The 23,462-nt window shown below is 68.4% G+C and carries 20 protein-coding genes, 2 pseudogenes and 1 CRISPR repeat array; of the genes and pseudogenes, 13 read left to right on the top strand and 9 right to left on the bottom strand.

Annotation, left to right across the window (positions count from 1 at the left end; all coding sequences use genetic code 11):
- Positions 1–38 precede the first annotated feature (38 nt).
- The 9 genes from OG965_RS41135 (at position 39) to OG965_RS41095 (ending at position 9,335) form a co-directional block, all read left to right on the top strand.
- Positions 39–392: a VOC family protein gene (locus OG965_RS41135; protein WP_371657255.1), complete on the top strand. Its 354-nt coding sequence runs from the start codon at positions 39–41 to the stop codon at positions 390–392.
- A 16-nt stretch (positions 393–408) separates the two neighbouring features.
- The gene (locus tag OG965_RS41130) at positions 409–1,080 is read left to right on the top strand and encodes a GNAT family N-acetyltransferase (protein ID WP_371657254.1); all 672 of its coding nucleotides are present in this window, start codon (positions 409–411) and stop codon (positions 1,078–1,080) included.
- A complete protein-coding gene (locus tag OG965_RS41125) occupies positions 1,080–2,135 on the top strand; it encodes a hypothetical protein (RefSeq protein ID WP_371657253.1) in 1,056 nt (351 codons plus the stop codon). Before OG965_RS41130 ends, OG965_RS41125 begins: the two co-directional genes overlap by 1 nt.
- A gap of 39 nt (positions 2,136–2,174) precedes the next feature.
- Positions 2,175–3,701, top strand: coding sequence for an amino acid permease (locus OG965_RS41120; RefSeq protein ID WP_371657252.1), 1,527 nt, complete (start codon positions 2,175–2,177; stop codon positions 3,699–3,701).
- A gap of 137 nt (positions 3,702–3,838) precedes the next feature.
- Positions 3,839–5,140: a glutamine synthetase family protein gene (locus OG965_RS41115; protein WP_371657251.1), complete on the top strand. Its 1,302-nt coding sequence runs from the start codon at positions 3,839–3,841 to the stop codon at positions 5,138–5,140.
- Positions 5,141–5,705: 565 nt separating this feature from the next.
- A complete protein-coding gene (locus OG965_RS41110) occupies positions 5,706–6,773 on the top strand; it encodes an NUDIX domain-containing protein (RefSeq protein ID WP_371657250.1) in 1,068 nt (355 codons plus the stop codon).
- Between the two features lie 378 nt (positions 6,774–7,151).
- A complete protein-coding gene (locus tag OG965_RS41105; protein ID WP_371657249.1) occupies positions 7,152–7,322 on the top strand; it encodes a hypothetical protein in 171 nt (56 codons plus the stop codon).
- Positions 7,323–7,392: 70 nt separating this feature from the next.
- Positions 7,393–8,589 (top strand): JmjC domain-containing protein, encoded by a 1,197-nt coding sequence (locus OG965_RS41100; protein WP_371657248.1) that lies wholly within the window; start codon positions 7,393–7,395, stop codon positions 8,587–8,589.
- On the top strand, positions 8,523–9,335 hold the full coding sequence (locus OG965_RS41095) for an aldo/keto reductase (RefSeq protein ID WP_371657247.1): 813 nt from the start codon (positions 8,523–8,525) through the stop codon (positions 9,333–9,335). Before OG965_RS41100 ends, OG965_RS41095 begins: the two co-directional genes overlap by 67 nt.
- Here the strand turns inward: OG965_RS41095 and OG965_RS41090 are convergent.
- The 3 genes from OG965_RS41090 to OG965_RS41080 all read right to left on the bottom strand — a co-directional run bounded on the left by OG965_RS41090 (position 9,323) and on the right by OG965_RS41080 (position 13,755).
- Entirely contained in the window at positions 9,323–10,171 is an 849-nt protein-coding gene (locus OG965_RS41090) for a hypothetical protein (RefSeq protein ID WP_371657246.1), read from the bottom strand. The genes OG965_RS41095 and OG965_RS41090 overlap by 13 nt on opposite strands.
- 1,642 nt (positions 10,172–11,813) lie before the next feature.
- Positions 11,814–12,119 (bottom strand): hypothetical protein, encoded by a 306-nt coding sequence (locus OG965_RS41085; protein ID WP_371657245.1) that lies wholly within the window; start codon positions 12,117–12,119, stop codon positions 11,814–11,816.
- 244 nt (positions 12,120–12,363) lie between these two features.
- A complete protein-coding gene (locus tag OG965_RS41080; protein ID WP_371657244.1) occupies positions 12,364–13,755 on the bottom strand; it encodes a helix-turn-helix domain-containing protein in 1,392 nt (463 codons plus the stop codon).
- 297 nt (positions 13,756–14,052) lie between these two features.
- On the opposite strand from OG965_RS41080, the gene OG965_RS41075 reads away from it, so the two are divergent.
- Positions 14,053–15,240: a hypothetical protein gene (locus OG965_RS41075; RefSeq protein WP_371657243.1), complete on the top strand. Its 1,188-nt coding sequence runs from the start codon at positions 14,053–14,055 to the stop codon at positions 15,238–15,240.
- A 148-nt stretch (positions 15,241–15,388) separates the two neighbouring features.
- Here the strand turns inward: OG965_RS41075 and OG965_RS41070 are convergent, their stop codons facing one another.
- Positions 15,389–16,267 (bottom strand): ETEC_3214 domain-containing protein, encoded by an 879-nt coding sequence (locus tag OG965_RS41070; RefSeq protein ID WP_371657242.1) that lies wholly within the window; start codon positions 16,265–16,267, stop codon positions 15,389–15,391.
- A gap of 311 nt (positions 16,268–16,578) precedes the next feature.
- Here OG965_RS41070 and OG965_RS41065 point away from each other — a divergent pair.
- Positions 16,579–16,836: pseudogene (locus tag OG965_RS41065) on the top strand (IS5/IS1182 family transposase); the annotation flags it as partial.
- A gap of 48 nt (positions 16,837–16,884) precedes the next feature.
- On the opposite strand, the gene OG965_RS41060 reads toward OG965_RS41065, so the two are convergent.
- Positions 16,885–17,583 carry an alpha/beta fold hydrolase gene (locus tag OG965_RS41060; protein WP_371657241.1) on the bottom strand — a complete coding sequence of 233 codons (699 nt, stop codon included), beginning with the start codon at positions 17,581–17,583 and terminating at the stop codon, positions 16,885–16,887.
- A gap of 1,508 nt (positions 17,584–19,091) precedes the next feature.
- Here OG965_RS41060 and OG965_RS41055 point away from each other — a divergent pair.
- On the top strand, positions 19,092–19,706 hold the full coding sequence (locus OG965_RS41055) for a helix-turn-helix domain-containing protein (protein WP_371657240.1): 615 nt from the start codon (positions 19,092–19,094) through the stop codon (positions 19,704–19,706).
- On the opposite strand, the gene OG965_RS41050 is transcribed toward OG965_RS41055, so the two are convergent.
- Positions 19,694–20,856, bottom strand: a protein-coding gene (locus OG965_RS41050) for an IS3 family transposase (RefSeq protein ID WP_371657239.1) whose coding sequence is annotated in 2 segments (ribosomal slippage) — positions 19,694–20,569 and positions 20,572–20,856 — 1,161 coding nt in all. Because the reading frame shifts where the segments join, the coding sequence is not laid out codon by codon here. The two genes, OG965_RS41055 and OG965_RS41050, sit on opposite strands and share 13 nt — an antisense overlap.
- Positions 20,857–21,348: 492 nt before the next feature.
- Here OG965_RS41050 and OG965_RS41045 point away from each other — a divergent pair.
- A pseudogene (locus OG965_RS41045) lies at positions 21,349–21,858 on the top strand (IS5 family transposase); the annotation flags it as partial.
- A gap of 134 nt (positions 21,859–21,992) precedes the next feature.
- Here the strand turns inward: OG965_RS41045 and OG965_RS41040 are convergent.
- The 3 genes from OG965_RS41040 to cas2e all read right to left on the bottom strand — a co-directional run bounded on the left by OG965_RS41040 (position 21,993) and on the right by cas2e (position 23,452).
- The gene (locus OG965_RS41040; protein ID WP_371657238.1) at positions 21,993–22,340 is read right to left on the bottom strand and encodes a hypothetical protein; all 348 of its coding nucleotides are present in this window, start codon (positions 22,338–22,340) and stop codon (positions 21,993–21,995) included.
- Between the two features lie 20 nt (positions 22,341–22,360).
- The gene (locus OG965_RS41035; RefSeq protein ID WP_371657237.1) at positions 22,361–22,564 is read right to left on the bottom strand and encodes a hypothetical protein; all 204 of its coding nucleotides are present in this window, start codon (positions 22,562–22,564) and stop codon (positions 22,361–22,363) included.
- 221 nt (positions 22,565–22,785) lie between these two features.
- A CRISPR array of direct repeats spans positions 22,786–23,119; the repeat unit is 29 nt; unit sequence CGGTTCACCCCCGCCTGCGCGGGGACCAC.
- 18 nt (positions 23,120–23,137) lie between these two features.
- Complete coding sequence (gene cas2e, locus OG965_RS41030) at positions 23,138–23,452, bottom strand: type I-E CRISPR-associated endoribonuclease Cas2e (RefSeq protein WP_371657236.1); 315 nt, start codon at positions 23,450–23,452, stop codon at positions 23,138–23,140.
- Positions 23,453–23,462: the final 10 nt, after the last annotated feature.

Raw genomic sequence — 23,462 nt, 5'->3', positions numbered from 1 at the left:
CGGTACCGTGCCACTCCCCAAACCAAGGAGAATCCCAAGTGCACGGTATCCGCACCGTCATGGTCTTCGTCGACGACCCCGAAGCCGCCGCCCGCTGGTGGGGCGAGATCTTCGACTCCGAGGTCGAGCTCGACGTCAACGGCACCTCCGTCTACGCCTGGCTCGACCTCAACGGACTCGAATTCGGCTTCCACCCCGCCTCCCCCAAGGCGAACGTCTACGGACGAAGCACCGTCCCTTACTGGTCAGTTGAAAACCTGGACACCGACCGCCAGCGTCTCCTCGACGCCGGCTGCACCCACCACCGCGGCCCCCTCGACGTCGAGCCCGGCCGACGTATCTGCCAACTCGTCGACCCCTTCGGAACCGTCTTCGGACTCGACGGGCCCTGACCCTTTCGGAGCCCCCGTGCACCACTGGCCCCTCACTGCTCTCACACTCACCACGCCCGACCTCGTCCTGCGTCTTCCCTCAGACTCCGAACTCGACGCCCTTGCCCAGGTCACGGCGGACGGCGTCGTCCCGGACGGCGCCGTCTACTTCCCGCAGCCCTGGGCCACCGCCCCACCGGCCGAACGCGCCCGCAACGTCGTCCAGAACCACTGGTGGGCAAGAGGGGACTGGACACAGGACAACTGGCGCCTGCTCCTGGCCGTCTTCCGAAACGACCAGGTCATCGGCCAGCAGAACCTTTCTGCCCGCAACTTCGCCACCACTGGTGAAGCCCGCACCGGCTTCTGGCTCAGCCGCCGGTTCCAAGGGCAGGGCTACGGCACGCAGATGCGCGCCGCCGCCCTCACCCTTGCCTTCGACGGCCTCGAAGCCTCCCGCGTCACTTCCACCGCGTTCACTGACAACGCCGCCTCCCGAGCCATCTCTCGCAAGTTCGGCTACCAGCCCAATGGCATCCACCGCATCGCGGTTGACGGCCGCTCGTATGACACCCACGAGGACGTCATCGGTGCCGCCCGGTGGCGCGATCACTCACGCACAACACAAGTAGAGATCAACGGTCTGTCCCGCTGCATCACGCACTTCTCTTCGGACGTGCCTTACGGCCACTCTGGCGGGGTGAGGTGATGCGAAACCGCAGCGAGCCTACGGGCCTGCAAGACTTCACCCCGGTCTATCACCCGGCGGGCTTCGACCAAGAACTGCGGGCCGTGCTCGCGGATCTCCAAATGGGGCGCTGGCTAGCAGTGCGGGATCTGCTCGCGCGGACCGGGGGCGACTGGGCATTGCGGACGTCACGGATGCAGGTGCTGGCGGCGACCGCGGCCCGTACGGATGCCGTCGAGGCGTGGGGGGCGGAAGAGCCGGACAGCGCGGATGCGTTGGTGATGCGTGGCCGAGTTGCGGTGGTGCGGGCATTGCAGGCTCATCGCGGCGGAGACGCGAAGGCGCCCGTTTTGGAGCAGGCGGCGCGGCATGCGTGTCTGGTCGCGGTGCGTCGAGTGCCTGCGGATCCGGTGCCGTGGGTGGCGTTGCTTGCATTGGCCCAGGCGGATACGGGTCTGCGGTATTCGGAGCATTGGCGTGTGGCGTGGGAGGAGATGCTTCCGGCTGGGCCGTGGGGGCTGCTGGCGCGGGTGGAGGAGCGGGATCCGGGAGGTAACCGGGAGGCGTTCCACCGGATGATGCAGTTCTTCTACGCCTGCCGTCATACGTCGGTGGCGGATGCGATCAACTTTGCGCAGTGGACGGTGTCGAGGGAGCCTGCGGGTTCGCCGCTGCGGATGCTGCCGCTGTATGCCTACATGGAGAGCTATTGGCGCCACCGGAAGGACGGGACGGCGGATGCGTTGCAGCACCGCCAGTGGTCGCGTGAGCCGGTGAACCAATATGTGCGGCGCGCCTTCTACCGCTGGAATGAAGAGCCCGCTCCTTCGACGTCGGTGGTGGATCTCAACTATCTGGCGCACGCGCTGTGGGCGGGGCATCAGTACGCGGATGCGGCCAAGGCGTTCCGGGCGCTCGACCGGTATGCCACCCGGCTGCCGTGGGCGTACGTCTGTGACGATCCGGACCGTCCGGAGTCGGCGGTGCGGGAGTTTGTCCGCGCCCGCGCCCAATGCCTGACCACCACCCGCACCCGCACAGCCGCCCCTCCGAAGCACCGCCTCCGCCCCATCTGACACCTCATCCCTCCGACATCAGGAACCAGAGGCTCCAACATGTCATATACACATCAACAACCTCCCGGTGTGCACGCCGACGATGAACACCTGCGGGACCTGGGCTACAAGCCTCAGTTGTTCCGGCGGATGGGCGCGTTCGGCAACGCGGCCGTCTCGTTCTCCGTGATCAGCGTGCTCACCGGCTGCATGACCATGTACGGCTACGGCCTCTCCACCGGCGGCCCCTCGGTGATGATCTGGGGCTGGATCGTCGTAGGCGGCATGGTGCTGTTCGTCGGCGCGGCGCTGGCGGAGGTCACCAGCGCCTACCCCACCAGCGGTGCCCTGTTCTTCATGGCTGACCGCCTCGGCGGACGCCGCTGGGGCTGGTACACGGGCTGGCTCAACCTGCTCGGGTTATTGGGCGGGATCGCCAGCATCGACTACGGGTGCGCCCAGTTCACCGGCGCTTTCCTCGACCTCCAGTACGGCTTCCAGCCCACTCCCGGCAAGACCCTGTGGATCTTCTTCGGCGTCCTGATCCTGCACGCTGTGCTGAACCTGTTCGGGGTCCGCCTGGTCGCCGTGTTAAACGCGGTGAGCGTGTGGTGGCACCTGGTCGGTGTGGCCGTCATCGTCGGCGCCCTCACGATCGTCCCCGCCCATCATCAGTCCGCTGATTTCGTGTTCACGAGGTTCGTCAATGGCACCGGCTGGTCCAGCAGTCTGTATGTGGTGGCGATCGGTCTGCTGGTCGCGCAGTACACATTCTCCGGCTACGACGCCTCGGCGCATCTGTCGGAGGAGACCACCCACGCCTCCATCGCGGCTCCGCGCGGCATCGTGCGGTCCATCGTCTGGTCCTGGGGTGCCGGTCTCGTGCTGCTGGTCGGGCTCACGTTCGCCATCCAGGACTACACCGGCACACAGAACACCAGCACCGGAGTCCCCCCGGCGCAGATCTTCATCGACGCGCTCGGCATCGGCGGCGCGAAGGCGCTGCTGCTGATCGTGATTGTCGCCCAGTTGTTCTGCGGGAATGCAGAGACCGCGGCGTGTTCGCGGATGGTGTTCGCGTTCTCCCGCGACGGCGCCCTACCCGGGCAGAAGTGGTGGACGCGTACCGACAACGCCAGCCGCACCCCACGGGCAGCCGTGTGGCTGTCGGTCACGGTCGCCGCCGTCCTGGCGCTGCCCTCGCTCTACAGTCCGACCGCGTTCGGGGCGGTCGTCGCAATCAACGTCATCGGGATCACCCCGGCGTACGCGATTCCCATCTACTTGCGGATCCGCCATCGCGACCGCTTCACCCCGGGCCCGTGGAACCTGGGCCGCTGGAGCATTCCCATCGGCACCATCGCCGTCGCGTGGGTCGCTGTCGTCACGGTGTTGTTCTGCCTGCCGCAATCGAAGCCCGCGACCGGCGGGCTCGTCACGGTGGACACCTTCAACTACGCCCCCATCGCCCTCGCCGCCGCCCTACTGCTGGCCGCCGCGTGGTGGCGCATCGCCGGACGCCACTACAAGGTGCCGGCCGTCGCCGCCGACAAGGAACTGTCCAAGATCCAGCAGGAGATCGTCTGATGCCCACGACTCCGCGCTCGTTCTCACAGGTTCCCCGTCTGAGTGCCCCGTCCGCTGATACCGCTCGTGCGCGGCGGAAGCGCGCGGTCATCGGGAAGCTGACACTGCCCGATCTGCGGGATGCAGTGGATGCCGAATTGATCGACACCGTTTTCTACGCGTTGCCGAACTCGCAAGGGCAGTTGAAGGGCAAGCGGTACGGGGCCCGGCACTTCCTGGACAAGGTCGCACTCGACGGCGCGGACATGTGCGCCTACCTGCTGGCCACCGATGTCGAGATGAGTCCGCGCCACGGCTTCGACCTCACCTCGTGGGACAGCGGCTTCGAGGACACCGGTGTCGTCCCGGACCTCGCAACCCTGCGTCTCGTGCCCTGGATGCCGCGCACCGTGCTCGTCCTCGGAGACGCGGTAGACGCAGCAGACGCCCCGGTCGAAGTTGCTCCCCGGCAGGTCCTGCGCACCCAGCTCACCCGGCTCGCCGCACACGGCCTGCACGCCCAGGTCGGCCTGGAGACCGAGTTCCTGCTCTACCAAGGCACCTACACCCCCACCACCGGCATCGGGCCCGGCGGACTCGTTCCGGCAGCGGACGTGAATCTGGACTACGCCCTCGACCACACCCCTGGTCTCGACCGCTACTTCCGCCGCCTCCAAACCGCATTGGCGAAGGCGGGGATGCCGGTGGAGGCCATCAAGACCGAAAGCGCCCCCGGCCAGGTCGAGGTCACCTTCCCCCACAGCGGCGCGCTCAGCGCCTGCGATCAGCATCTCGTCTTCAAGCACGCCGCGCGCACGCTGGCCGACCGCGCGGGGATGACGGCGACGTTCATGGCCGCGCCCGAGACCGGCATCGGCAGCGGCCTGCACCTCCACCGGTCCCTCACCCGCAACGGCACCCCCATACTCCCCACCCCCGACGGCGAACTCTCAACGATCGGCAAGAGCGCGGCGGCGGGTCTGCTGGAGGCCCTGCCGGGGCTTGCCCCGTTCTATGCGCCGAACGTGAACTCCTACAAGCGGTACCTGGGCGAGGCGTTCGCCCCGACCCGGATGGCCTGGGGGTTCGACAACCGCACCTGCGCGGTGCGCATCGTCGGACACAGCGACGGGCTCCACCTGGAGGTGCGCCTGGGCGGGGCGGACGCGAATCCCTATCTGGCGCTGTCCGCCGCTGTGGCCGGCATCGTCCATGGGATCAGCCACGACCTCGTCCCGCCCCGGCAGTGTGTCTCCAACGCCTTCGAAGCCTCCCAGGCACCGCTGGTGCCGCTCACGTTCGAGCAGGCGCGCTCCGCGTTCCGCCACAGCCCCATCACCCGGGAGGCGTTCGGCGAGGAGGTGGTGGAGCACTACGCGCAGCTGGCGCAAATCGAGATCGACCACCAGCGCCACACCGTCACCGACGCAGAGCAGGCCCGCTGGTTCACCCGCGCCTGAACGCCCCTGCCCACCTCTCACGAGGAGAAAGAAACCGCCCGCATGACGTTAAATCTCCGATCCAAACTGCTGTCCACACCAGCACAACTGCGGATCGCCGCCGTACTCGCGCAAGGACGGGACACTGCTGAAGCCGCCGCCGACCTGGATCTGGCCACGGGCACCGTCTCGACCACCCAGTCCACCGCCAACCACCGGCTCGGCGTGCGCCACCGCTACGCCTTCATCCACGCCTGCTACGTCCTCAACCTCATGCCCCGACCCGTACCCGCCGCACCCCCCAACAGCGGCGCCGAGCCGCACGAGGTGGCGATCTTGTGGCGGCTCGCCCTGGGACAGCCACCTGGAAGTCGCCGCGCACTGCCACCTGTCGATGACCGCCCTGCAGCGCAGGCTGCAGAGCTTACGTGCCCGGTGGAACGCAGCCAACGAATGTCACCTGATCACGCTCGGCTGGGCCTATGGCGTCCTCAACGCCTCCCGCGGCAGCGCCGGTCACCACCTGGCCCCCTCGGCCAAGGCTGCTCTGCCCTCCGCTCGCTGAACCATTCAAGGAGTCGTCCTCGTGTCCGCCTACCAGCCTGTTTCCACAAAGCGTTCGACAGTCGAGACAGCCATTGACCCCACTGCTCGGGAAACGTCGCCGCCCGTCCTTGCCTCCGCGCTGGTCACCGATACTCGCGGGCGGATACTCGTGCTGACGCATCCCCGGCCCAGCGGCGGAGCCGCGGTGAGCCTTCCCGTCGTCCAGTCCACGGGTGCTCATCCCCCGCAGGCAGAGCTGGCCAACACTTTGTACAGCCACTTCGACGTACACCCCTACCAGGCGAAGAGACTGCTGGCCGTCGACTGCGAACAGTGGTCTCCCGTCCTGTCGGTCGTGTGCCACCTCTACTTGTTCGGTCCGCTCGATGAACACCAGGCCCGCCGCGCTACGCAGACCCCGCCACCGGTGACCGCTCAGTGGCTGGCGCCCAAGGATGCGATCCCTCTGTTCCCCGAAGCTGTCGTCGACCGGGTGCGCGCGGCCGTCGACGCGTGGCACTCCGGCTCCATCGCCTACCTGGTGGGTGGGCGTGTCCAGCCCGGCTCTCCCGCCGGCTTTCAGCGGGGTCTGCGCTCGTTTGTGGAGCAGAGTGTCGCCGTCGACATGGATCTTTACCAGGCCCATCGTCCGAAGGTGCTCGCTGAGGTGAACATTGTGCTGACCGATTCGGGCGGGCGTGCTCTGCTGCTCCAGCCGACCTCCTCCCGCAGCCAGTTGTGGGAGCTGCCCGGTGGCGGCATCGACAGTGACGCCGGGGAGGGGCCGCGTGAGGCTGCAGGCCGGGCCCTGCGCGACCAGCTCGGTCTCGACGTCCCACTTGGCCGACTCCTGGCTGTTGACTGGAGTCATGGCGCACCATGGCTGAGCCGTGTCGCGTACACGTTCCACAGCGCCACCCTCGGTGAGCATGATCTGGCCCGCATCCGGCTCGTCCCCCACCGGAACGCAGCGTGGCGCATGGTCAGCGTGGACGACAGCGCGGCGCTGGTCAGCGAACCTTTGCTCCGGCGCCTCGACGCCTGTGTGACCGCCCTGTGGAACAACACCGGCCCCCTTGAACTGACCTGCGGTGCTCCCTCCCACTGAGCCGAGCCAGTGACAAGGAGCGAGTGACCTCGCGATGACCTCACATCCGCACTGCCCACTGTGCATGGCGCGCGCCCACACAGCAGGCCACCCCCCTGTCAGAGGAACCCGAGCCAGAGTCGCCTCTCTCGCCGATAGCGGTCCTCACCGGTTGCGCAGTCGCGCTCCTGGCCGTCGCCGCCTGGGGCCTCTTCATGTGGTTTCTGTACACGGCCTTCGGCTGACCCGCACCGCAGCGGCCTTGCTGCATCAGCAAGGAGAAGGGAGCCGCCGGCGGCATGGCTGACCGGAAGCAGTCCTCACGCGGCGCAGTGGGGGCAGTTCACTGAGAACTTCGCCCGCATCCGGGTGGAGGAACCGAGATGGAAGGAGCACCACATGGCAGAGCACACCGAGCCGTCACAGTCGACTCAGACCGGTCTGCTGCTGGCCGTTGAGGAACTGGCCGCTGTCCAGGACCGCTACGACAGCCTCCGTTCCGACAACGCCGGATCGTCCGGGGATGCCCCCTGGCCGGGCGGCGACGGCAACCTGACCGACGTCGAGTAACTCGCTGAAGGTGGAGGCCCGTCCTGGGCGGGCCTCCACTGGTGATCCGTCCCATCAAAAGGAGGTAGTCATGGAGCACCGGTTGATCAATGCCATCGAAGGCGCGCTGGGCTGGAAGGGGGCCGAGCAGGTCGGGAAGGCGTTCGTGTGCGGGCGCTGCGACGACACGGGGCTGCTGTCACGAGTCCTGACCCCCAACCGGCTGCTGGACATCGCGATGCGGCGCAGTTTGAACCGTCCGCAATTCCGGGTCTTCCAAAAGGGCGAAGAGGTCCATCCGGCGGTGTACGTCACCGACACCGTCAGCCCGCGGGGGCAGAGCATTCCCATGGTCAACATGCACCGGCTCGGCAGGCTGCTGGATGAGGGCGCCACGCTCATCCTGGACCAGCTCAACGTCTTCGACCCGACCATGGAGGTGGCCTGCCGCGCCCTGCAGTGGTGGTCACACGAGCGGGTCCAGGTCAACGCGTATCTGACGACGAATGAGGCTTCCGGCTTCCCGCTGCATTGGGACGACCACGACGTAATCGTTATCCAGCTCGCCGGCGAGAAGAAGTGGCAGGTCCGCGAGACCACCCGTACCGCTCCCATGTACCGGGACGCCGACCCCAACAGCATCCCGAGCGACACCGTGCTCTTCGATGGCGTGCTCCGGGCCGGCGACATCATGCACATTCCGCGAGGCCACTGGCATCAGGCCACCCGCGCGGAGAAGGGCAGCGGATACAGCCTTCACGTCACCTTCGGTATAACGAAGCGCACCGGCGCGAGCTGGCTCGCCTGGCTGGGCGACTGGTGCCGTGAACACGAAGTGTTCCGCCACGACCTCGACCGCCAGCACGCAGCCGGCCATGCCTCCCTGATGGAGGCAGCTGCCCGGCTCGTCGTCGAGCGCCCGCCCGCAGACTTCCTTACGGCGTACGAACACAACACGGCCCCGGGCCGCCATGTGCCGTTCCTCGACATCTTCGGGCCCCTCGACACCGTGGTCTGCGCCACCCACTTCCCTCCTCAGATCCACACCAGCGGCAATACCGTGCACGTCATCGCGGCCGGGAAGCGGCTCACTCTGGCAGCCAAGGCGCTCCCCGCGATCCGGGTGCTCCTCAGCGGGGAGCCCATCGTGCTGGACGAGGCCGCGGCCGTCGTCGGTGCCGAGGCGTACGACGTAGCGGAAATCTTGGTGAAGGAGGATCTGTGCGCGCCACTGACCGACGAACTGTCCTCGGGTTACACCGGTCTCGTCACGAACGCCGTCTGCTGACGGGTGCACTGGATCTCGGCGTCACCGCCTTCGATACCGCCTACGTCTACTTCCAGTTCCGCTCCCACGAGACTCTTGCCCGAGTGGCGGGCGATCTGCTGCCGAGGTTCTCGGTGTCTACAAAGGTCGGCTACTTCCCCGATGGCCATTCACTCGACCCTGCCCGCCTGAGCACAGCGGTTGATGAGGCGGTGCGGGATCTGGGACGCGAGCCGGAGTGGGTGCTCTTGCACAACCCCGAGCACTCCGCCCCGACAGGCGATGCGCTGGCCGAGGCGTGCGGCATGCTCGCCGACGCCGCAGCCGCAGGCCGGTGCGGAGGGTGGGGCGTCTCCACCTGGGACCCACGCCCCCTCCTCGGCCAGGTCAACACACTTCCCAGCCCTGGGGTACTGATGCTGCGCTGCGGCCTGCTCGTCGGGATCGACATCCTGGATTCCGCCGAACTCCTCGCCAAGCAATGGCAGCCCTCATCGGTCTGGGGCATGAGCCCGCTCGGCGGGAGTACGGCCACGCCGGTCTGGAAGGCGTTCGACCCGCGGACCTTCCTGCGTGAGGCCGACTCGGCCACGCCGGTGCAGGCTGCGCTTCGTACCGCCTTCGAGCTCCCGGTGGTGGATGCCGTGGCCCTCGGGACAGACGACCTCGGCCATCTCAAGGAATCGGCCTCCTGCCTGACGTACGAGGTCGATCACGCGATGGTCAGGCAGTACCGCGACCTGCTGCGCAGTCGTCAGGCTGACTGAAGTTCCCGCACCGTTTGCTCTGCCACGGCGCGGGCTGCTGTCAGGCGTGGGTCCTCCGGGTGGGCATGTGGACCAAGGATCTTCGCTGCGGCGAAAAGAAGCATGAGCTTGCCGTCCCGGCTCTCCAGATCGCTACGCCGCTCCTGGCGGACGCAGTCGGCCAGAGCCGGGACCGCGAGGGAGGCAGCCCACAGAGTGGCCGTGTCCAGCCCTCGTGGGGCAAGCCCCCAGTCCTCCCAGTCGAACAGGCAGAACGTCGGCGCAGTCATGTTCGCCCAGTTCAGATCCGCGTGCGCAGGCGTCCACTCGTCCACCATGGTGTCGACACCGGCGAACACGCCGTGGATGGTCTGGGTGACCAGTTCCTGCGTGATGGCCTCGGTGTCAGGGGTGGCAGTGCGGTAGGTGTGCTGCGCGGCCAGCGCACCGAGGGACGCGTTCAGCGCCGCCCACCATGCGTCCGGCAGCTCCGGGTCCTCACTCGCGATCGCCGAACCGACAGGCTGCCCGGAAAGGAGCGCGGTCTCATCGGCCCGCCACATCACTGGCTCCTCCGCATCCCGCCACGCCACGCTGCCGTACCACGCAGGTTTAGCGACCCCGTGCAGGGCTTCGGCAGCCGCGGTCCCGTCCCCGCCCTGCGAGCCGATCCGGTCGAGCCCGCGCCTTTCGATACGTACCCAGCTCTCCCGGTCCGTGCGCGCCCCCACCGACCGGCGCTTGCGTACGACGGACGCCCGGTCAAGGCGCACGTGCAAAGCACTTTCCACACGGTCCAGTGCTTCCTCGATCGGCTCTTTGCGGAGATCAACTACGCGGGACACAGTCGCGGTCATAGCCAGGACCGTAGCAATCAGCCGATGCCGTGCGCTCGGCAACCGCCCCCACGCCAGGTTCCGATTCCCCGCCCGCCCAACAAGCGGCCGCAGGCCCTTATAGATGGGGCAGGAAGGCGGTGAACGCCCGGACTGAAGGGCGGTGCACGAGGCTGTCGATCGTTCTGCGGGTGTGGTGAATGAGCACAAGCAGCCACGTTCAAACCGACCGGCAAGGGGGGAGAGACGGCCGCCTGCCCAGGGCCGGGACGCCGACGAAGCTGCCTGGCTGCGTGCCGCGAACCCGGATCAGACCGGGGCGACCCCAGTCGGTTCCCTGCCCGCCGACCACGCGACCGCCGACCAGTCGGCGAGCAGCTGGTGACCAGACGCCCCAGGCTGCCCAGCACCCTGCTGAGTGTCGTGGTGGTCGTGATGCGGCACGGACGACGGTGCCCCGGCGCCGCCCGGTTCGATGTCGGGACCAGCCTGGCTACCGTGCCGCCCTCGCCTGCGCCCACACCGGCGGCGATCTGGCGACCACCGTCGAGGCCGAAGGCGCGGACGCGACAGTGCCTCGCCGAGCCGCTCATCCGCACCGAGATGACGATCGGGTACCCCCGTGTCCACCAGCGACCAGAAGCCAAACGGCAGATCGATGCGCTCACGGCGGCCCGGGCCGAAAGATCCGCATTCACAGGGGCGACTCCACGTAGTCGAAATGTCGTGGTCGGGCCGACCAGGACATGTGTAATCCTTTCGTGACCGTGGTCGGGCCCTCTTGGTCGACAAACCGGTCGGGGCCGCGTGCTGCGTTGACAGGACAGGCACCGCCGGACAGCAGCCGCCGTCCCTGGTACGGGTAAGAGTCCCGGGTACGCCGACTCCCACCCGGAACAGGAGGCCGTGCGGACGGCTGTGGAGGCGGTGGCAGACCGCGGCGGGCTGGCTCCACCCGTTGGGGCCACGGGCCCCGACCATGGTCACGAGCCACCACCGGGAACCTCTGTTTGCCGTGGCCGGGCTCATGGTCGGGCCCACCACGCCACCGTCCCCTCGCTGCGCGGCCCTGGGCGTAGCTCAACTGCGCAGCTCCGGAGGGGCGTTGCGCAATCAGTCTGTGCAACCGGGTATGGAGTCTGCGCAGTCACCGTGCACGTCATGGCTGCGCAACCAGTCGAAGAGTCCTGATCTTCCGATGCGCAGTTCCGCATGACACACGGCACGGCCGTTCAGCCGGTCTGGCTGGCTTCCACCAGCGCGCGGGCACGCGGATGCGGTGGCGGCACCGCATATGTTCGCCCCCAGCGGCCGACCTGGGGACCGCGCGCTGCTGGTACACCTTCCCGTAGGCCCGGGCCCGGGCCGTGGTGGGGGCCATGGTGGGGCCGACCATGACCTCGACCACGACTCCTGTGACCTCTTCGTGACCGTGGTGGGGGTCTGGTGGCAGGTGGTGTGGTCGGGGGCAGCGGATTTCTTCGACGTCAGCAACTACACGTTCTAGCCTGGATCTTTGACCATGCCCTCCGGCAAGGCTGCACAGAGCCACCCCGTCGCGCTGCGGCACCGCGTCCGACCCTCCCGCCTGGCCGCCCTGGCCATTGTCGCCTCAGGACCCCGTCGCGCTGGCAGTCGCCCTCATCTGCAGCCCGACGTCAGTTCAGGCAGCCGTCCCGGCCAGGCCCCGCCGATGCGCAGTGCGGCAGCCGCCGATCCAGCGCGCTATGCGCAGCTGTTCGCCAACGTGTGGCTGCGCAGCGGCACTGGCGAGGTGTCGAGTGCGCAGGTCCGACTTGCGCAGCCGATGGTCCGGGCCCGAGTTGCCCGGCCCGGCAGCGGATGCGCAGCCACCACCCGCGTCCGCGACGACGCTGCGCAGCGCACAGCGCGCGAGCCGCGCATGGTCGGTCGCGGTCGCCGCGCGGTACGCCGACGGCTCGGCGCAGTACTTCTTGCTGAGCTGCACCTCGCACTGCAGCCGACGCTGGACCAGGGAACTGACCGCGGCCGAAGTGGCCGGTCTGGTCCGCGCGTACGTCGACAAGGGCCCTGAACGACAAAGAGCACGCAGTAGGCCAGCCCTCCCCGCCCCTCGCCGGTGCTCGACCGCCACGGCCGTCGGCGCGAGCGGCTTGTACAACGTGACGGTGACCATCGGATGACACGGCCTCCCGGCAGCGAGCTGGAGAGCCCCAGGTGACGTGTTGTTGTCAGCGTTCCGTCGCCGTGGTCTGGGAGGGCATAGCCCCGGTCGCAGCCGGGCCTGGCAGCAACGGCCGAAGCACAGCCAGCCCGCTCGACAACACCGGCGCGACCAGCGCTACCACGGGCCGGTTGCGCCCCAGCACCGTGTACGCCATGGTCCCCAGGGCGGCCGGGACGGTGGCGGCCAGCAGCCACAGGGACCACCAGCTGACCGTGGCCAGGCTCAGCACCGTGGCGGTGGCCGCGGCCACTGCCCACGGCAGCCTCAAGGCCCGAGTCAGCGCCTCTTCCACCGTCAGCGGCCACACCACTGGCTCGTCCCGGTCGCCGATCAGCCGCAGCAGCAGCGGGCGCGCGGTGTCCCAGACGATGTCCCATGGGTCGTACAGCAGCGCGATGCCGACGAGCACCAGCAGGTCGGGGAAGCCCAGCCAGACCGTTGACGACGTTACCCAGGTCTTGAGCGCATAGTGCAGGCTGGCGCCCACCATCATCAGCAGACAGCCCAGGACCCGGCCCAGCACCAGCGCCACCAGCAGCCAGCCCTCGCCCACCTGCCGAGCCTGCCACGGGTCCGCCGGAGCGATGGAGCCCTCCAGCTCGGAACGGTGTTCAGCTCCCTTCACCAGCATCGCCTCGGCGGTGCGCAGCGCCCGGTCCGGATCGGCCAGGAAGTACTCCTCCTGCAGTTCCGCAGGCAGGTCCTGGGGACCGAGGCGGAAAGCGATGGTGATCGGCGGCGCGGCGGCGCGGAGCTGGGCGAGCTCCTCCTGGAGCGCGGTGCTCTGCTGCTGGGCGCGGTCGGCCAGGAGTTCCGCCTCCTCCCGAGCCTGCCGGGCGCGTTCCAGATCCACTTGGGCGGTATGTAACTGGTCCTCTAACGCCTTCAGCTTCGCGCGGGCGTCAGGCACTTCCCGGGCGTGGGCAACCTCGGTCTGAAGGGTGGAGACCAGCCGCATCAGCAGCAGGACCAGCTGGTGGGTGCCCGCCCGCTCCCGCTCCAAGTCCAGGGTCTGGCGGGTGAGGGAGATCAGCTCCTCCTGGGTGGCCCGTACCGCCAGCGCTCCGCCGCTGGCCCCCGAGTGCGGTGACGGAGGCGCGGGCGGCTTGTCCGCTGCCTCCCACAGCGCCCAGGCCTGCTTGAGGTCGATGTCGCGCTTGCGGGGCTCGCGGACCACCGCCTGGACCAGGCCGGTGACGAACTGCTTGGAAGGCACCCGCCCGTCCAGGTTGTCGCTGATCGTCGACTTCCCCCAGCGGGTCGCCTCCGCGAGCGCGCGCACCGTGATGCCGTGCTCGTCCATCAGCGCCCGCAGGAACGTGGCCAGTTCCGCCGCCTGGTGCGTCTGCGCTCGCAACGGCCGCCAGCCACGGCCCCGGCCCTTCGCACCCGCCATGACGCCCCCCGGCATTGTCCGGCCGTGTCCCGGACAAAGAGGTCCTTGTCCGGAGTTCACCTGGTCGAAGGATACGGACAAAGTGCCGGACACACAGCAGGGCGCAAGGCTCATGACCAGAACCGCTCGGCCCCCAACCCGCCTTACGTCCCTTGGGAGTTGCCCCGCATGACCCGTCCTACCGCGTCCGCCGCCACCCGGTCCCGCCGCGTCTCCGCCCGCACCGCCAGTCCCGGGCAGCTGACGATCCCCACAAAACGATCACGCTGCGGGCGTACGCACAGCAAACTGCCCCGCATGAGCGAACTCGCCATCGACACCGGCGACGACGGCAGGGTCATCGACCTGCGCCGGGAACCGGGCGCCGCTGGCCGCCTGCCCCGCGGCAAGGCCGGCGGCCGCTACCGGTGCTGCGCCTGCGGAGCGACGCTGACGTTCACGGGCCCGGCCACCCCCCACTCCGGCTTCACGCCCCGATTCCGCCACGACTACAACGCCCCTGGCACCGAGCAGTGCACGGCCCCGGGCCCCCACCAGGCCGACGTCCAGGCCGACCTCACCGTCATCCTTGACCTGCGCGACCAGCTGGGGCACGCCCTGCCTGGCGCGACCGCCTGCCTCCAGATCGACCCCCGCCTCGCCGGACAGCGCTGGGAGCTGCCCCCCGCCCTCGTCATCCACCACGGCGACCAAGCGGTCATCATCGAACGGCCGCGCCGCCCGCTCACCAAAGCCGTGGCAGATGCCCGCCTGCATACCGTACAAACCCAGTACGGCCCGAACGCCACCCACTGGTGGTTCTTCGACCGCGACGACACCCAGCAATACATGGCCGCCGGAACCGTCAAAGTCCGCCCCCACGGCACCCCGGACACCCACCACAAGGTGCGACCCACCCCCGTCCAGCGGCAGCTCATCCAGGCGGGCGGCGCGGTCTGCTGGATCACCAAGGACACCGTCCTCATCCCCTACGGTGGCCACCCCGGCACCCATCCCGCCCTCGAAGGCGAGGACTGGAGCGGGGAAATGGCCTCCTGGTCGCGGGACTGGAAGATCTCCCACCCTTACCCCGCCGACGGCGCCGCCTGGTGGGGCCTGATCCCCCTGCCCCTGCTCACCTTGGGACAGCACACCGGCTTCCGTCCCACCGCCTCCTTCGGCCTGATGACCGCCCTGGAAAACGCGCAGAACGGCCGTGAAGCACACCGCCGCCGCCTCGCCCGCGAACACGCCCAGCGCTTGGCGGACGGGCAGCAAAGCGCCGCACCCGCCCTGCTCCCCATTGAGCCGGAGGATGTCGCGGGGGACGGGGCCCCGTTGGCACCGCCGACGGACACCACCGCTGCGGAGAGCGTCGCGCCCGCACCGCTGCCTCCGCGCCCCACCCTGCCGCCTCCGCCTCCGCACGCACCCCTCCCCCGCGTCCCCTCACCCCGCCTGCGGTTCAGCTGGCGCAGCCTGCTGCCGCGCCGCTGGCAAAGGTGAACGGTGGAAGGACCTTCCCGCATCCACGTCTGAGTGAGGGGAGTAGCCCAGCTCCGGGCCGGAGCTGGGCTACTCCCCTCACCAGGCTCAGCGAGCCCTGGAGTCGTACACATCTCACCTCTGCATGACCACCACGAGTAATCCCGTGTCAGGTCGGCTCCGTGTTACGAGCCAGACGGCGCTCTTGGCGTCTCCACGAACGCCGGGCACGCCAGTCCCGTACCGCCACCAACACCCGGATCGGGCGGCTCTCGACCGCGTGGTATCCAGGTTGGGTCAGCCGGACCATGTCCTGGTCCGGCCCGAATCCGTGCTCCACGAAGATAGTCGGCGTATTGATGGGCGCGCCTATCCCCACCACGACCACTGTGTTGATCAGGGCTCGGGCTCGGAACCGCTCCAGATCGGGCCCCTTCTTCGCCTCCGTGTCCTCGTCCACGGGGACCTGCACGGGTGCGACGGGCTGGTACCCGGCGGCGTTCACGCCGATAAACCAGTGCCGATAGCCCGAGATGTTGCCGAAGTAGTGTTCCTCGAAGTACGTGAACCGTCGGGCACCGACAGAGGCATGAACGCTCTGAGGCCTCTGAGGGCTGTCCACCGCGGAGAGCCGCGTTTTCCCGAGGCGGAACCGGGCGCCGTCGGCGATGAGGATCCGGGGCCGCAGCCAGCGGCTACGGGTCGTGATCCCGTACATCACCACCGTGCCCGACGCATTGGCCCACGTCGTCAGATAGCCCACTGCGGACAGCGGCCACACGTACACTGTGAGACCGGCGGCCACCGGATGCTTCCACGTCGGGGCGCCGAACAGGTTCTCCACGAAGATCTGCTGCACGCCCGGGGCGACCTGACGCAGACGGCTGAGCAGATACCGGCGCCAGCCGATCGTCGTACGCCACAGGGTCCGCAGGGCTGGACCAAGGGCGATCACTGCGCCGACGATGGCCGCGGTCTGCCATACGTTCAGGGTGGTGCTGTACCAGTGCTCGACGCCGGCCTGGGACGCTGGCGGAGGGACGGGCACGGGACTTGGCTGATTCACCGCTGCATCGTGCCTCAACCACCGGGTACACCACAGGCGTTCCCGCAATCCCCCACCGCTGAGGCAGTTGCGTCATCGTGATACCAGTCTTCGTCCAGCCCGGCAGCGGTCACGAGCGCGGCTAGGACCTGCGGCTCTGCGTGATGCTTGCGGACCTGGCCCGCCAGCACTTCTTCGCGGTGGATGGGCGCCCGAGATGCCTGCCCTGGCCGAGCCACCGATGTGGGCGGTCGAGGCCCACCAGGGCTTGCACGAGCTCCTGGTACAGCACGCGTTAGGCATACGCCGCCCGCCAGAACCGCGCCTACCTGCGCCGCCGCGGGATCCGCTGCACCATCCCCGACAAGGCCGACCAGGCCCGCAACCGCAAGAAACGCGGCTCGCGCGGTCGGCCGCCGCATTTCGACCCGCAGGACTACAAGGCTCGGCACGCGGTCGAGTGCGGCATCAATCGCCTCAAAAGGCACCGAGCCGTAGCCACGCGGTACGACAAACTCGCAGTCCGCTACGAGGCGACTGTCCTCGTCACGGCTATCAACGAGTGGCTGTGATCAGGGCAGTTGATACAAGGATGGCAAGGAGTCCGCATGGGCCTGCGGTCACGCCCCGGCTATGTCGAGGAGGACCTGCGCCAGTTCACGTGGCTGGGAGAACATCGGCCAGTGGCCGGTGTCCATCTCGATAAGCCGCCAATGCCCACTGGTGAGCAGCTTGGCTACGTCGTCGCTCGGCTCGGGGTCACCGAGCGTGCACTTGATGTAGGTCGCCGGGAGGTCGCCGAGCGGCACTTCCAGCATGGCGGGTTCGGTCAGCGTGGCACCCGGGTGCGGCGTGGAACCGCCCACGATCCGTGTGATCTGCTCATCGGTGAGACCGTGGCCCTCGAAGTGGGCCGCGGGCGCGACCGGCCAGAACCCTCCGTTCTCGGCGATCGATGCCCTCACCATCGCCCCGCCGTCCGGCCAGGCGGAGACGAACGGTTCACCATCGGCCGGAACACTGGAGTCAAGGAAGACCACGTGCGCTAGCCGGTCGCCGATCCGCCCGGCGGCCTGACCGCTTGGGACACCCGAGTAGCTGTGACCTACCAGAATGACTTCACGCAGGTCCTGGTGCTCGGCCTCTTCAACGATGTCCTGAACGTGGGTCTGCTGCCCAGCCGGCACACCTTGCTTTTCAGCAAGACCGGACAGCGTCAGCGGGTGGACGCCATGGCCTGCCGCACGCAAATGCGGCACCACCCCGTCCCACGCCCACGATCCGAGTCGCGCACCTGCAATCAGCACAAAGTTCGCCATGGCCGCACCGTAGCGGAGCGGCCCGACGACCGCTCCGGAAATACTTTCGATACACGCCCTCGCGCGCACGGCGGGCGTCCGCCGCAGGAGTGCGCCGGGGCTGCGGCGGCGAGGCGGGCGGGCACTCGGCGCGGGTCGTGGTGCACAACGGCAACCCGGCTGTCGTGCATGGTGCGTGGATGGAAACGAAACGTCGTCTCTCGTGCACAGGCGACAGAGCAACCGCCTTCGATGGTGCACAGGGGCAATAGCTGAAGCGCCGCCGGGGCGCATACGGTTGCCGCGCATGACAGGCATGAAAGGCTCTAACTCCTGGGCCCGCACCCCCCGTCAGAACCCGGGGCCCTGCATCCCCCGGCCCCGGGACAGCGGTTGACCACTCCCGTTCGGACCTCACGCCCCGCTGAAGGGGCCTTGACGTTCCACCCCGCCAGGAACGGATCACCATCATGCTGCACCACGGTGCCCTCTACCGCTCACCGCCGCCCAGAATACCGGCATTTGTCGGCGATCCTGGCATGCCCGGATGCCACAACGGCCCGTGTCCGGGCCACGACTGCAGCGCGCTTGCCGACGGCTTACGGACCCGGTGCACGGCTTCTGGGCGGCCGCGATGACGGTGCCCGAAGCCGCGACAGCCGCCCCCACACCCCTGCACGAGCGGACCACCCGCGCCAACATGCCCGCCCCGCAGACCCCCGCCGCGCCCAAGGACCCCCACGGCCGCCCCCGGCCACAAGCCCCCGCCGGACAACGGGCCTCCACCCGGCCCGCGAGTCTGCTCGATCCGCTGAGCCCGCTGTCCCCGCGCATGCACCAGCTCCTGACCGAAGGCGACCCGCACGGCGCCTACACCCGCCCAACCCTGCAGCGCGGCGGCCACAACAGCACAGCCTCCGACCACGCCTGGGCCACCACCCGCGCCCTCGCCACCAGTGCCGCCCACGCGGGCTGGAGCCGCGCCGCGTTCGTCCAAGTCCTCCTGGACGGCCCCTACACAGCCGGAGCGCCCGCCCGCGCCCTGCAGCACCGCCGCGGCTACGACACCGCTGTCGCCTGGCTACACCGGGCCTTCGACGGCGCACAACAGCACATCCAGAGCACTGACCCGCTGTGCGGCCGGCAGGACTTCCACGCCGCCCTGGCCGCCCTGCGCACCCGCATCGAACGCACACCCTGGCCGGGCACCGCCGCCAAAACCGACTTACGCAACCTGATCGCCCGCCTCGACATCTGCGCCCTAGCCGGTAGCTGGGACCACACCCTGTCCGAACGCGACCTCGCCGAACGCATGGGATGCGCCCGCACCACCGCCCGCCGCTCCAACCAACGCCTGCGCCACGCCCGACTCCTGCGCCAACTCGACCACGGAACCCCCACCCACGGCGCCCGCTGGATGCTCCTCTCCCCCACCACCCCCCTCAGCCCGCCCCACCACCAACCCGCCAGAACCCTGAACCCGTCTCACCACAAGCCCACCCCCGAACGGCCGCAGGCTGGGGGGGGTCATGAGCGGACTCATACTGAGACACCACCCACCCCAGCACACCGACAGCAACGCCGACCTCGACACCCACACCGCCCGACGATTAATGAGCCTGGACGCCTTCGCCCACCACGGACTCGGCGGCAGCGGACTCGCCATCCTGGCAGCACTGGCCGAACGAGACGGGCAGACACTGGCCGAACTCCAAGGAACCGCCTCCATCTCCCGCGCCACCGCCTACCGCCAACTCACCACACTCACCCACCTCGGCCTCATCCAACGCCAAGGCGAACTCCTCCACCTCACACCCAAAGCCCTCACCGGAACCGGCCAGCCCGGCCCCCACTGCCAACACCCCGCCACCGACTGGACCGACGTAGCAAAACGTCTGAGCGTAGACGGCACCGGCGACCGCAGACGACAACACCACCACACTGAACGCACACAGTGGCACAACAAACAGCTACAGCTGACGGCCCGACGCAGTCACACACCACCACCACAGGCACACACCGGCTGGGCCACACCCACGCGTCCGTCGACCCAGGGCGCCTCCAAAGAACCACCCCACCCAATACAGCCGACAGGACACGGGTCTGGTGCAGGTTTGGGTGACAGGTTCGGTCACGCGGCCTGAAGGGCCGGTGGGGTCATGACGGTCTCGAATTCGACGGGGGTCAGCCGGCCGAGCGAGGCTTGTCTGCGGCGCCGGTGGTAGGTCCTCTCGATCCAGGTCACGATCGCGATCCGCAGTTCCTCGCGGGTGGCCCACGATCGGCGGTCGAGGACGTTCTTCTGTAGCAGGCTGAAGAAGGACTCCATGGCCGCGTTGTCGCCTGCCGCCCCGACCCTCCCTATCGAGCCGACGATCCCGTGCCGGTCGAGGGCCCGGACGAACTTCCGTGACCGGAACTGCGACCCGCGATCGCTGTGCAGAATGCACCCGTCGACGTGTCCACGCCGGGCGACAGCGTTGTTGAGGGCTGTGACGGCCAGGCGGGACTTCATCCGCTCATCGATCGAGTAGCCCACGATCCTCTTGCTGAAGACGTCCTTGACCGCGCAGAGATACAACTTCCCTTCGCGGGTGGCGTGTTCGGTGATATCGGTGAGCCACAACCGGTTGGGTCCGGTCGCGGTGAAGTCACGGCGGACGAGGTCGTCGTGCACCGGCGGGCCGGCCTTCTTGTTTCTGCCGCGCTTCTTGCCGAACACGCTCCACCAGTTGTTGTCCCGGCAGATCCGCCATGCGGTCCGGTCGGCCATGCCGGATCCCACGCTGCGGGCTTCGTCGGCCAGGAATCGGTAGCCGAACTCCGGATCCTCGCGGTGAGCGTCGAACAACGCGTTCGCGCGTGCGGCCTGCTCGAACTCGGCCTCGGTCACCGGCCGCTCCAGCCAGCGGTAGTAGGGCTGGCGGGCAAGTCTCAGAACCCTGCACGTGACCGTGACGGGAATTCCGCCCGTGGCCAGCTCTTTCACGAGCGGGTAGATCCTTTTCCCGGCAGGTGTGCCTGTGACAGGTAGGCCGCAGCCCGGCGCAGGACCTCGTTCTCCTGCTCCAGCAGCTTGATCCGCCGACGTGCTTCCCGTAGTTCCGCGTTGTCCTGGCTGGTCGTTCCGGGCTTGGTCCCGTCGTCGATGTCCGCGCGACGCATCCATTTCCACAGCGTCATCGCATGCACTCCGAAGTCGGCGGCCACCTGCTCGACCGTCACGCCCGGGCCACGGTTCGTCGCGACCCGCACGACGTCCTCGCGGAACTCTTGCGGATAAGGCTTGGGCACAGCGACATCCTTCCCACCCGCCCCACAGGGCAAGCCAGTTCAGATGTCACCCGATCGTGCGGCAGACCCCACACCACTCACACCTGCCAGGAAACCCCACACCCAACCGACCAACACCACGAAACCGAACCTCAACGGGCAGGAATCCACAGCCGTGTTCACCGCGCGGCCACGCCGACAACATCACACACAGCGGAGCAAACACGTGCACCGGCAACACCTACACCGTGACCGAAGCACCCTCGCCCCGGCCAGCAAAAAACAGCCGCCGACCGCGCACAGATCCGAGAACCACAAACACAGCAAACCAGGACAGGCACACCCGACCTCACCACAGAGGAATCCATGGCCGGGCATGACATCACGCGAACGGGCAAGCAAGTCGACTGGTTGGACATCCCCCCTCGCAGCTGCAGCAGCTGTAAGCAGGCCTGCGCGGGGACCACGTGACCGTCCAGTCCAAGATGGTGACCTCGGCCGGGCCACCCCCGCCTGCGCGTGGACCGCACCGGATGCCAGTGGGCCTATCTCCCGCACGACTTCCCGCCCCACCAGACGGTCTACGGATATTTCGTCAGGTGGCAGAAGGAAGGCATCTTCGCCCAGCTCAACGGCCTGCTGCGAGAGTTGGTACGACGACAGGAGGGCCGTGCACCCGAGCCTTCAGCCTGCGTGATCGACGCACAGAGCGTCAAAACCTCCACCAGCGTCCCCGCCACGAGCCAGGGCACCGCCGCGGGCAAGAAGATCGTGGGCCGCAAGCGCAGCATCGTGACCGACACCCTCGGCCTGCTGCTGGCGGTGGTGGTCACCGCCGCCAGCGTGCAGGACTCGGCGGCCGGCACCCGCCTGCTCGACCAGGTCGCCGCCGCCCACCCCACCCTGCGCAACGTCTGGGTCGACGACGGCTACCGCCAACACCCACACCGTCACCCTGGCGCCACCAACCAAACCCACAAGCAGGCGCACCAAAAGAACCTAAATCACCGGTATTGCCTCTAAGCCGTGATCACGCCAACTGCCCAAAGGTTAAATGCCCCTGACGTCCCAGCATGCCAAACCCCGCGGCACCGCGGCACCGCCTGGCTCAGGGCTCAGGGCTCAGGGCTCAGGGCTCAGGGCTCAGGGCTCAGGGCTCAGGGGACGATGGCGAAGATCTGGTCCTCGTTGTCGTCCACGTTGAACAGGAACATGTCGGCGTCGAAGGAGTCGCTGCTGGCCGTCCATTCGCACCAGTCGAACGCCCGCAACGGCAGGGCGCGGATGATCCCCGAGCCCGGCCACACCAGCCCACCGCCCGTGATGAAGTCGCACCACCAGGCGTTTACGTCGTCCAGATCGTCGCCGTACGGGATCGCGGTGCCGCCCGGTGGGATGTTAAACCAGCCTTCCTTCGTCCAGTCTCCGCCGTCCGGGCAGCCGGGGGTGTACCGCATGATGGCCACCGAGACCACGAACGGGCACCGGTTCAGATACTGCAGCATCGTGCCTCTCCCTCCGGTCCTCAGCCTTTCCCGGACTCCGTGGCCCGGCCAGGAGCCGGACGCACGCCCTCGCGGCCCTCGCGTTCGACGAGCACGTCGGCGGCCTGAGCCGTCCGGTACGGTCGGCGCACCGTGACGTTCGTCCTGCGGTCCTGGGGGTCGCTCGGGGCTCCGAGGTCTCCCCTCTTGCTCACCTGCACGGTGAAGCGCTTTTCTTCCGCCATGTCCGTCGTCCTCCGACCTGCGTGTCCAGGGGTTCGGGGAAGCTCGGAGCAGACGGTCCGCCGCGATCATGGCGCGACACCCGGTAAGCAGCGGACTGCCGCTGGAACAGGCCCTTTCCTCCATCGTCACGCCGCGCCAAGTGCGGCGCAATCCGGCGGGTTCAGCCGATGAGACGCCAGGTCTGCGGCCCGACGATGACGTCGACGGTGATGCCCGCCGCCGGTTCACCCCCGCCTGCGCGGGGACCACGCGCACACGCAGGCCCACGGAGAACAGGCCGACGGTTCACCCCCGCCTGCGCGGGGACCACGACTCCCACCCCGTGTTCGTGTCCGAACGCACCGGTTCACCCCCGCCTGCGCGGGGACCACCGGTCCAGGTCGGCCAGCACGTCCATGTAGTGCGGTTCACCCCCGCCTGCGCGGGGACCACCCGGTCGAGCTGCGCGTGTAGTGCGGACCGTGCGGTTCACCCCCGCCTGCGCGGGGACCACGACACCAAGGGAGGTGAGCCGCGGTGACGCTGCGGTTCACCCCCGCCTGCGCGGGGACCACCCTTGCCGACCTGGGCTTCTACCCTCGGTTTGCTATTTCTTGACACTCCTCCGGGCGGAACGCGATCAGTGTGAGTCCGTCAAGATCTACAGGGACGCGGCGCCGTTCGCCGGCTGTCTGCACCGTGAACCCCTGCTCGTTGGCCTCTGGATGAACAAGTACAGCGGCTCCGTCACCGATGGAGGCGCTGACGACCCGCCAGAGCTCGTCACGCACACGTGCGGAGAGCGTTCCGACATAGAGCCCTGGAGCGGGTTCGATCATCCAACGGGTCAGCGCGCCGCGCACATGGTCGGGGACCGCCGTGGCGGACAGGACTGTCAGGTTCGGCACTGTCCAGCCG

The sequence above is a fragment of the Streptomyces sp. NBC_00224 genome (genome assembly GCF_041435195.1).
In the GTDB taxonomy this organism is placed as follows: domain Bacteria; phylum Actinomycetota; class Actinomycetes; order Streptomycetales; family Streptomycetaceae; genus Streptomyces.
The sequence above is the reverse complement of the archived record's forward strand: the minus strand, read 5'-3'. Positions and strand labels throughout refer to the sequence as shown.

Coding starts and splice junctions, on each gene's coding strand:
- OG965_RS41060 (WP_371657241.1), bottom strand. CDS start 17,583: ATGGCGAACTTTGTGCTGATTGCAGGTGCGCGACTCGGATCGTGGGCG.
- OG965_RS41035 (WP_371657237.1), bottom strand. CDS start 22,564: ATGGCGGAAGAAAAGCGCTTCACCGTGCAGGTGAGCAAGAGGGGAGAC.
- OG965_RS41100 (WP_371657248.1), top strand. CDS start 7,393: ATGGAGCACCGGTTGATCAATGCCATCGAAGGCGCGCTGGGCTGGAAG.
- OG965_RS41090 (WP_371657246.1), bottom strand. CDS start 10,171: ATGACCGCGACTGTGTCCCGCGTAGTTGATCTCCGCAAAGAGCCGATC.
- OG965_RS41055 (WP_371657240.1), top strand. CDS start 19,092: ATGAGCGGACTCATACTGAGACACCACCCACCCCAGCACACCGACAGC.
- OG965_RS41075 (WP_371657243.1), top strand. CDS start 14,053: ATGAGCGAACTCGCCATCGACACCGGCGACGACGGCAGGGTCATCGAC.
- OG965_RS41040 (WP_371657238.1), bottom strand. CDS start 22,340: ATGCTGCAGTATCTGAACCGGTGCCCGTTCGTGGTCTCGGTGGCCATC.
- OG965_RS41080 (WP_371657244.1), bottom strand. CDS start 13,755: ATGGCGGGTGCGAAGGGCCGGGGCCGTGGCTGGCGGCCGTTGCGAGCG.
- OG965_RS41120 (WP_371657252.1), top strand. CDS start 2,175: ATGTCATATACACATCAACAACCTCCCGGTGTGCACGCCGACGATGAA.
- OG965_RS41105 (WP_371657249.1), top strand. CDS start 7,152: ATGGCAGAGCACACCGAGCCGTCACAGTCGACTCAGACCGGTCTGCTG.
- OG965_RS41125 (WP_371657253.1), top strand. CDS start 1,080: ATGCGAAACCGCAGCGAGCCTACGGGCCTGCAAGACTTCACCCCGGTC.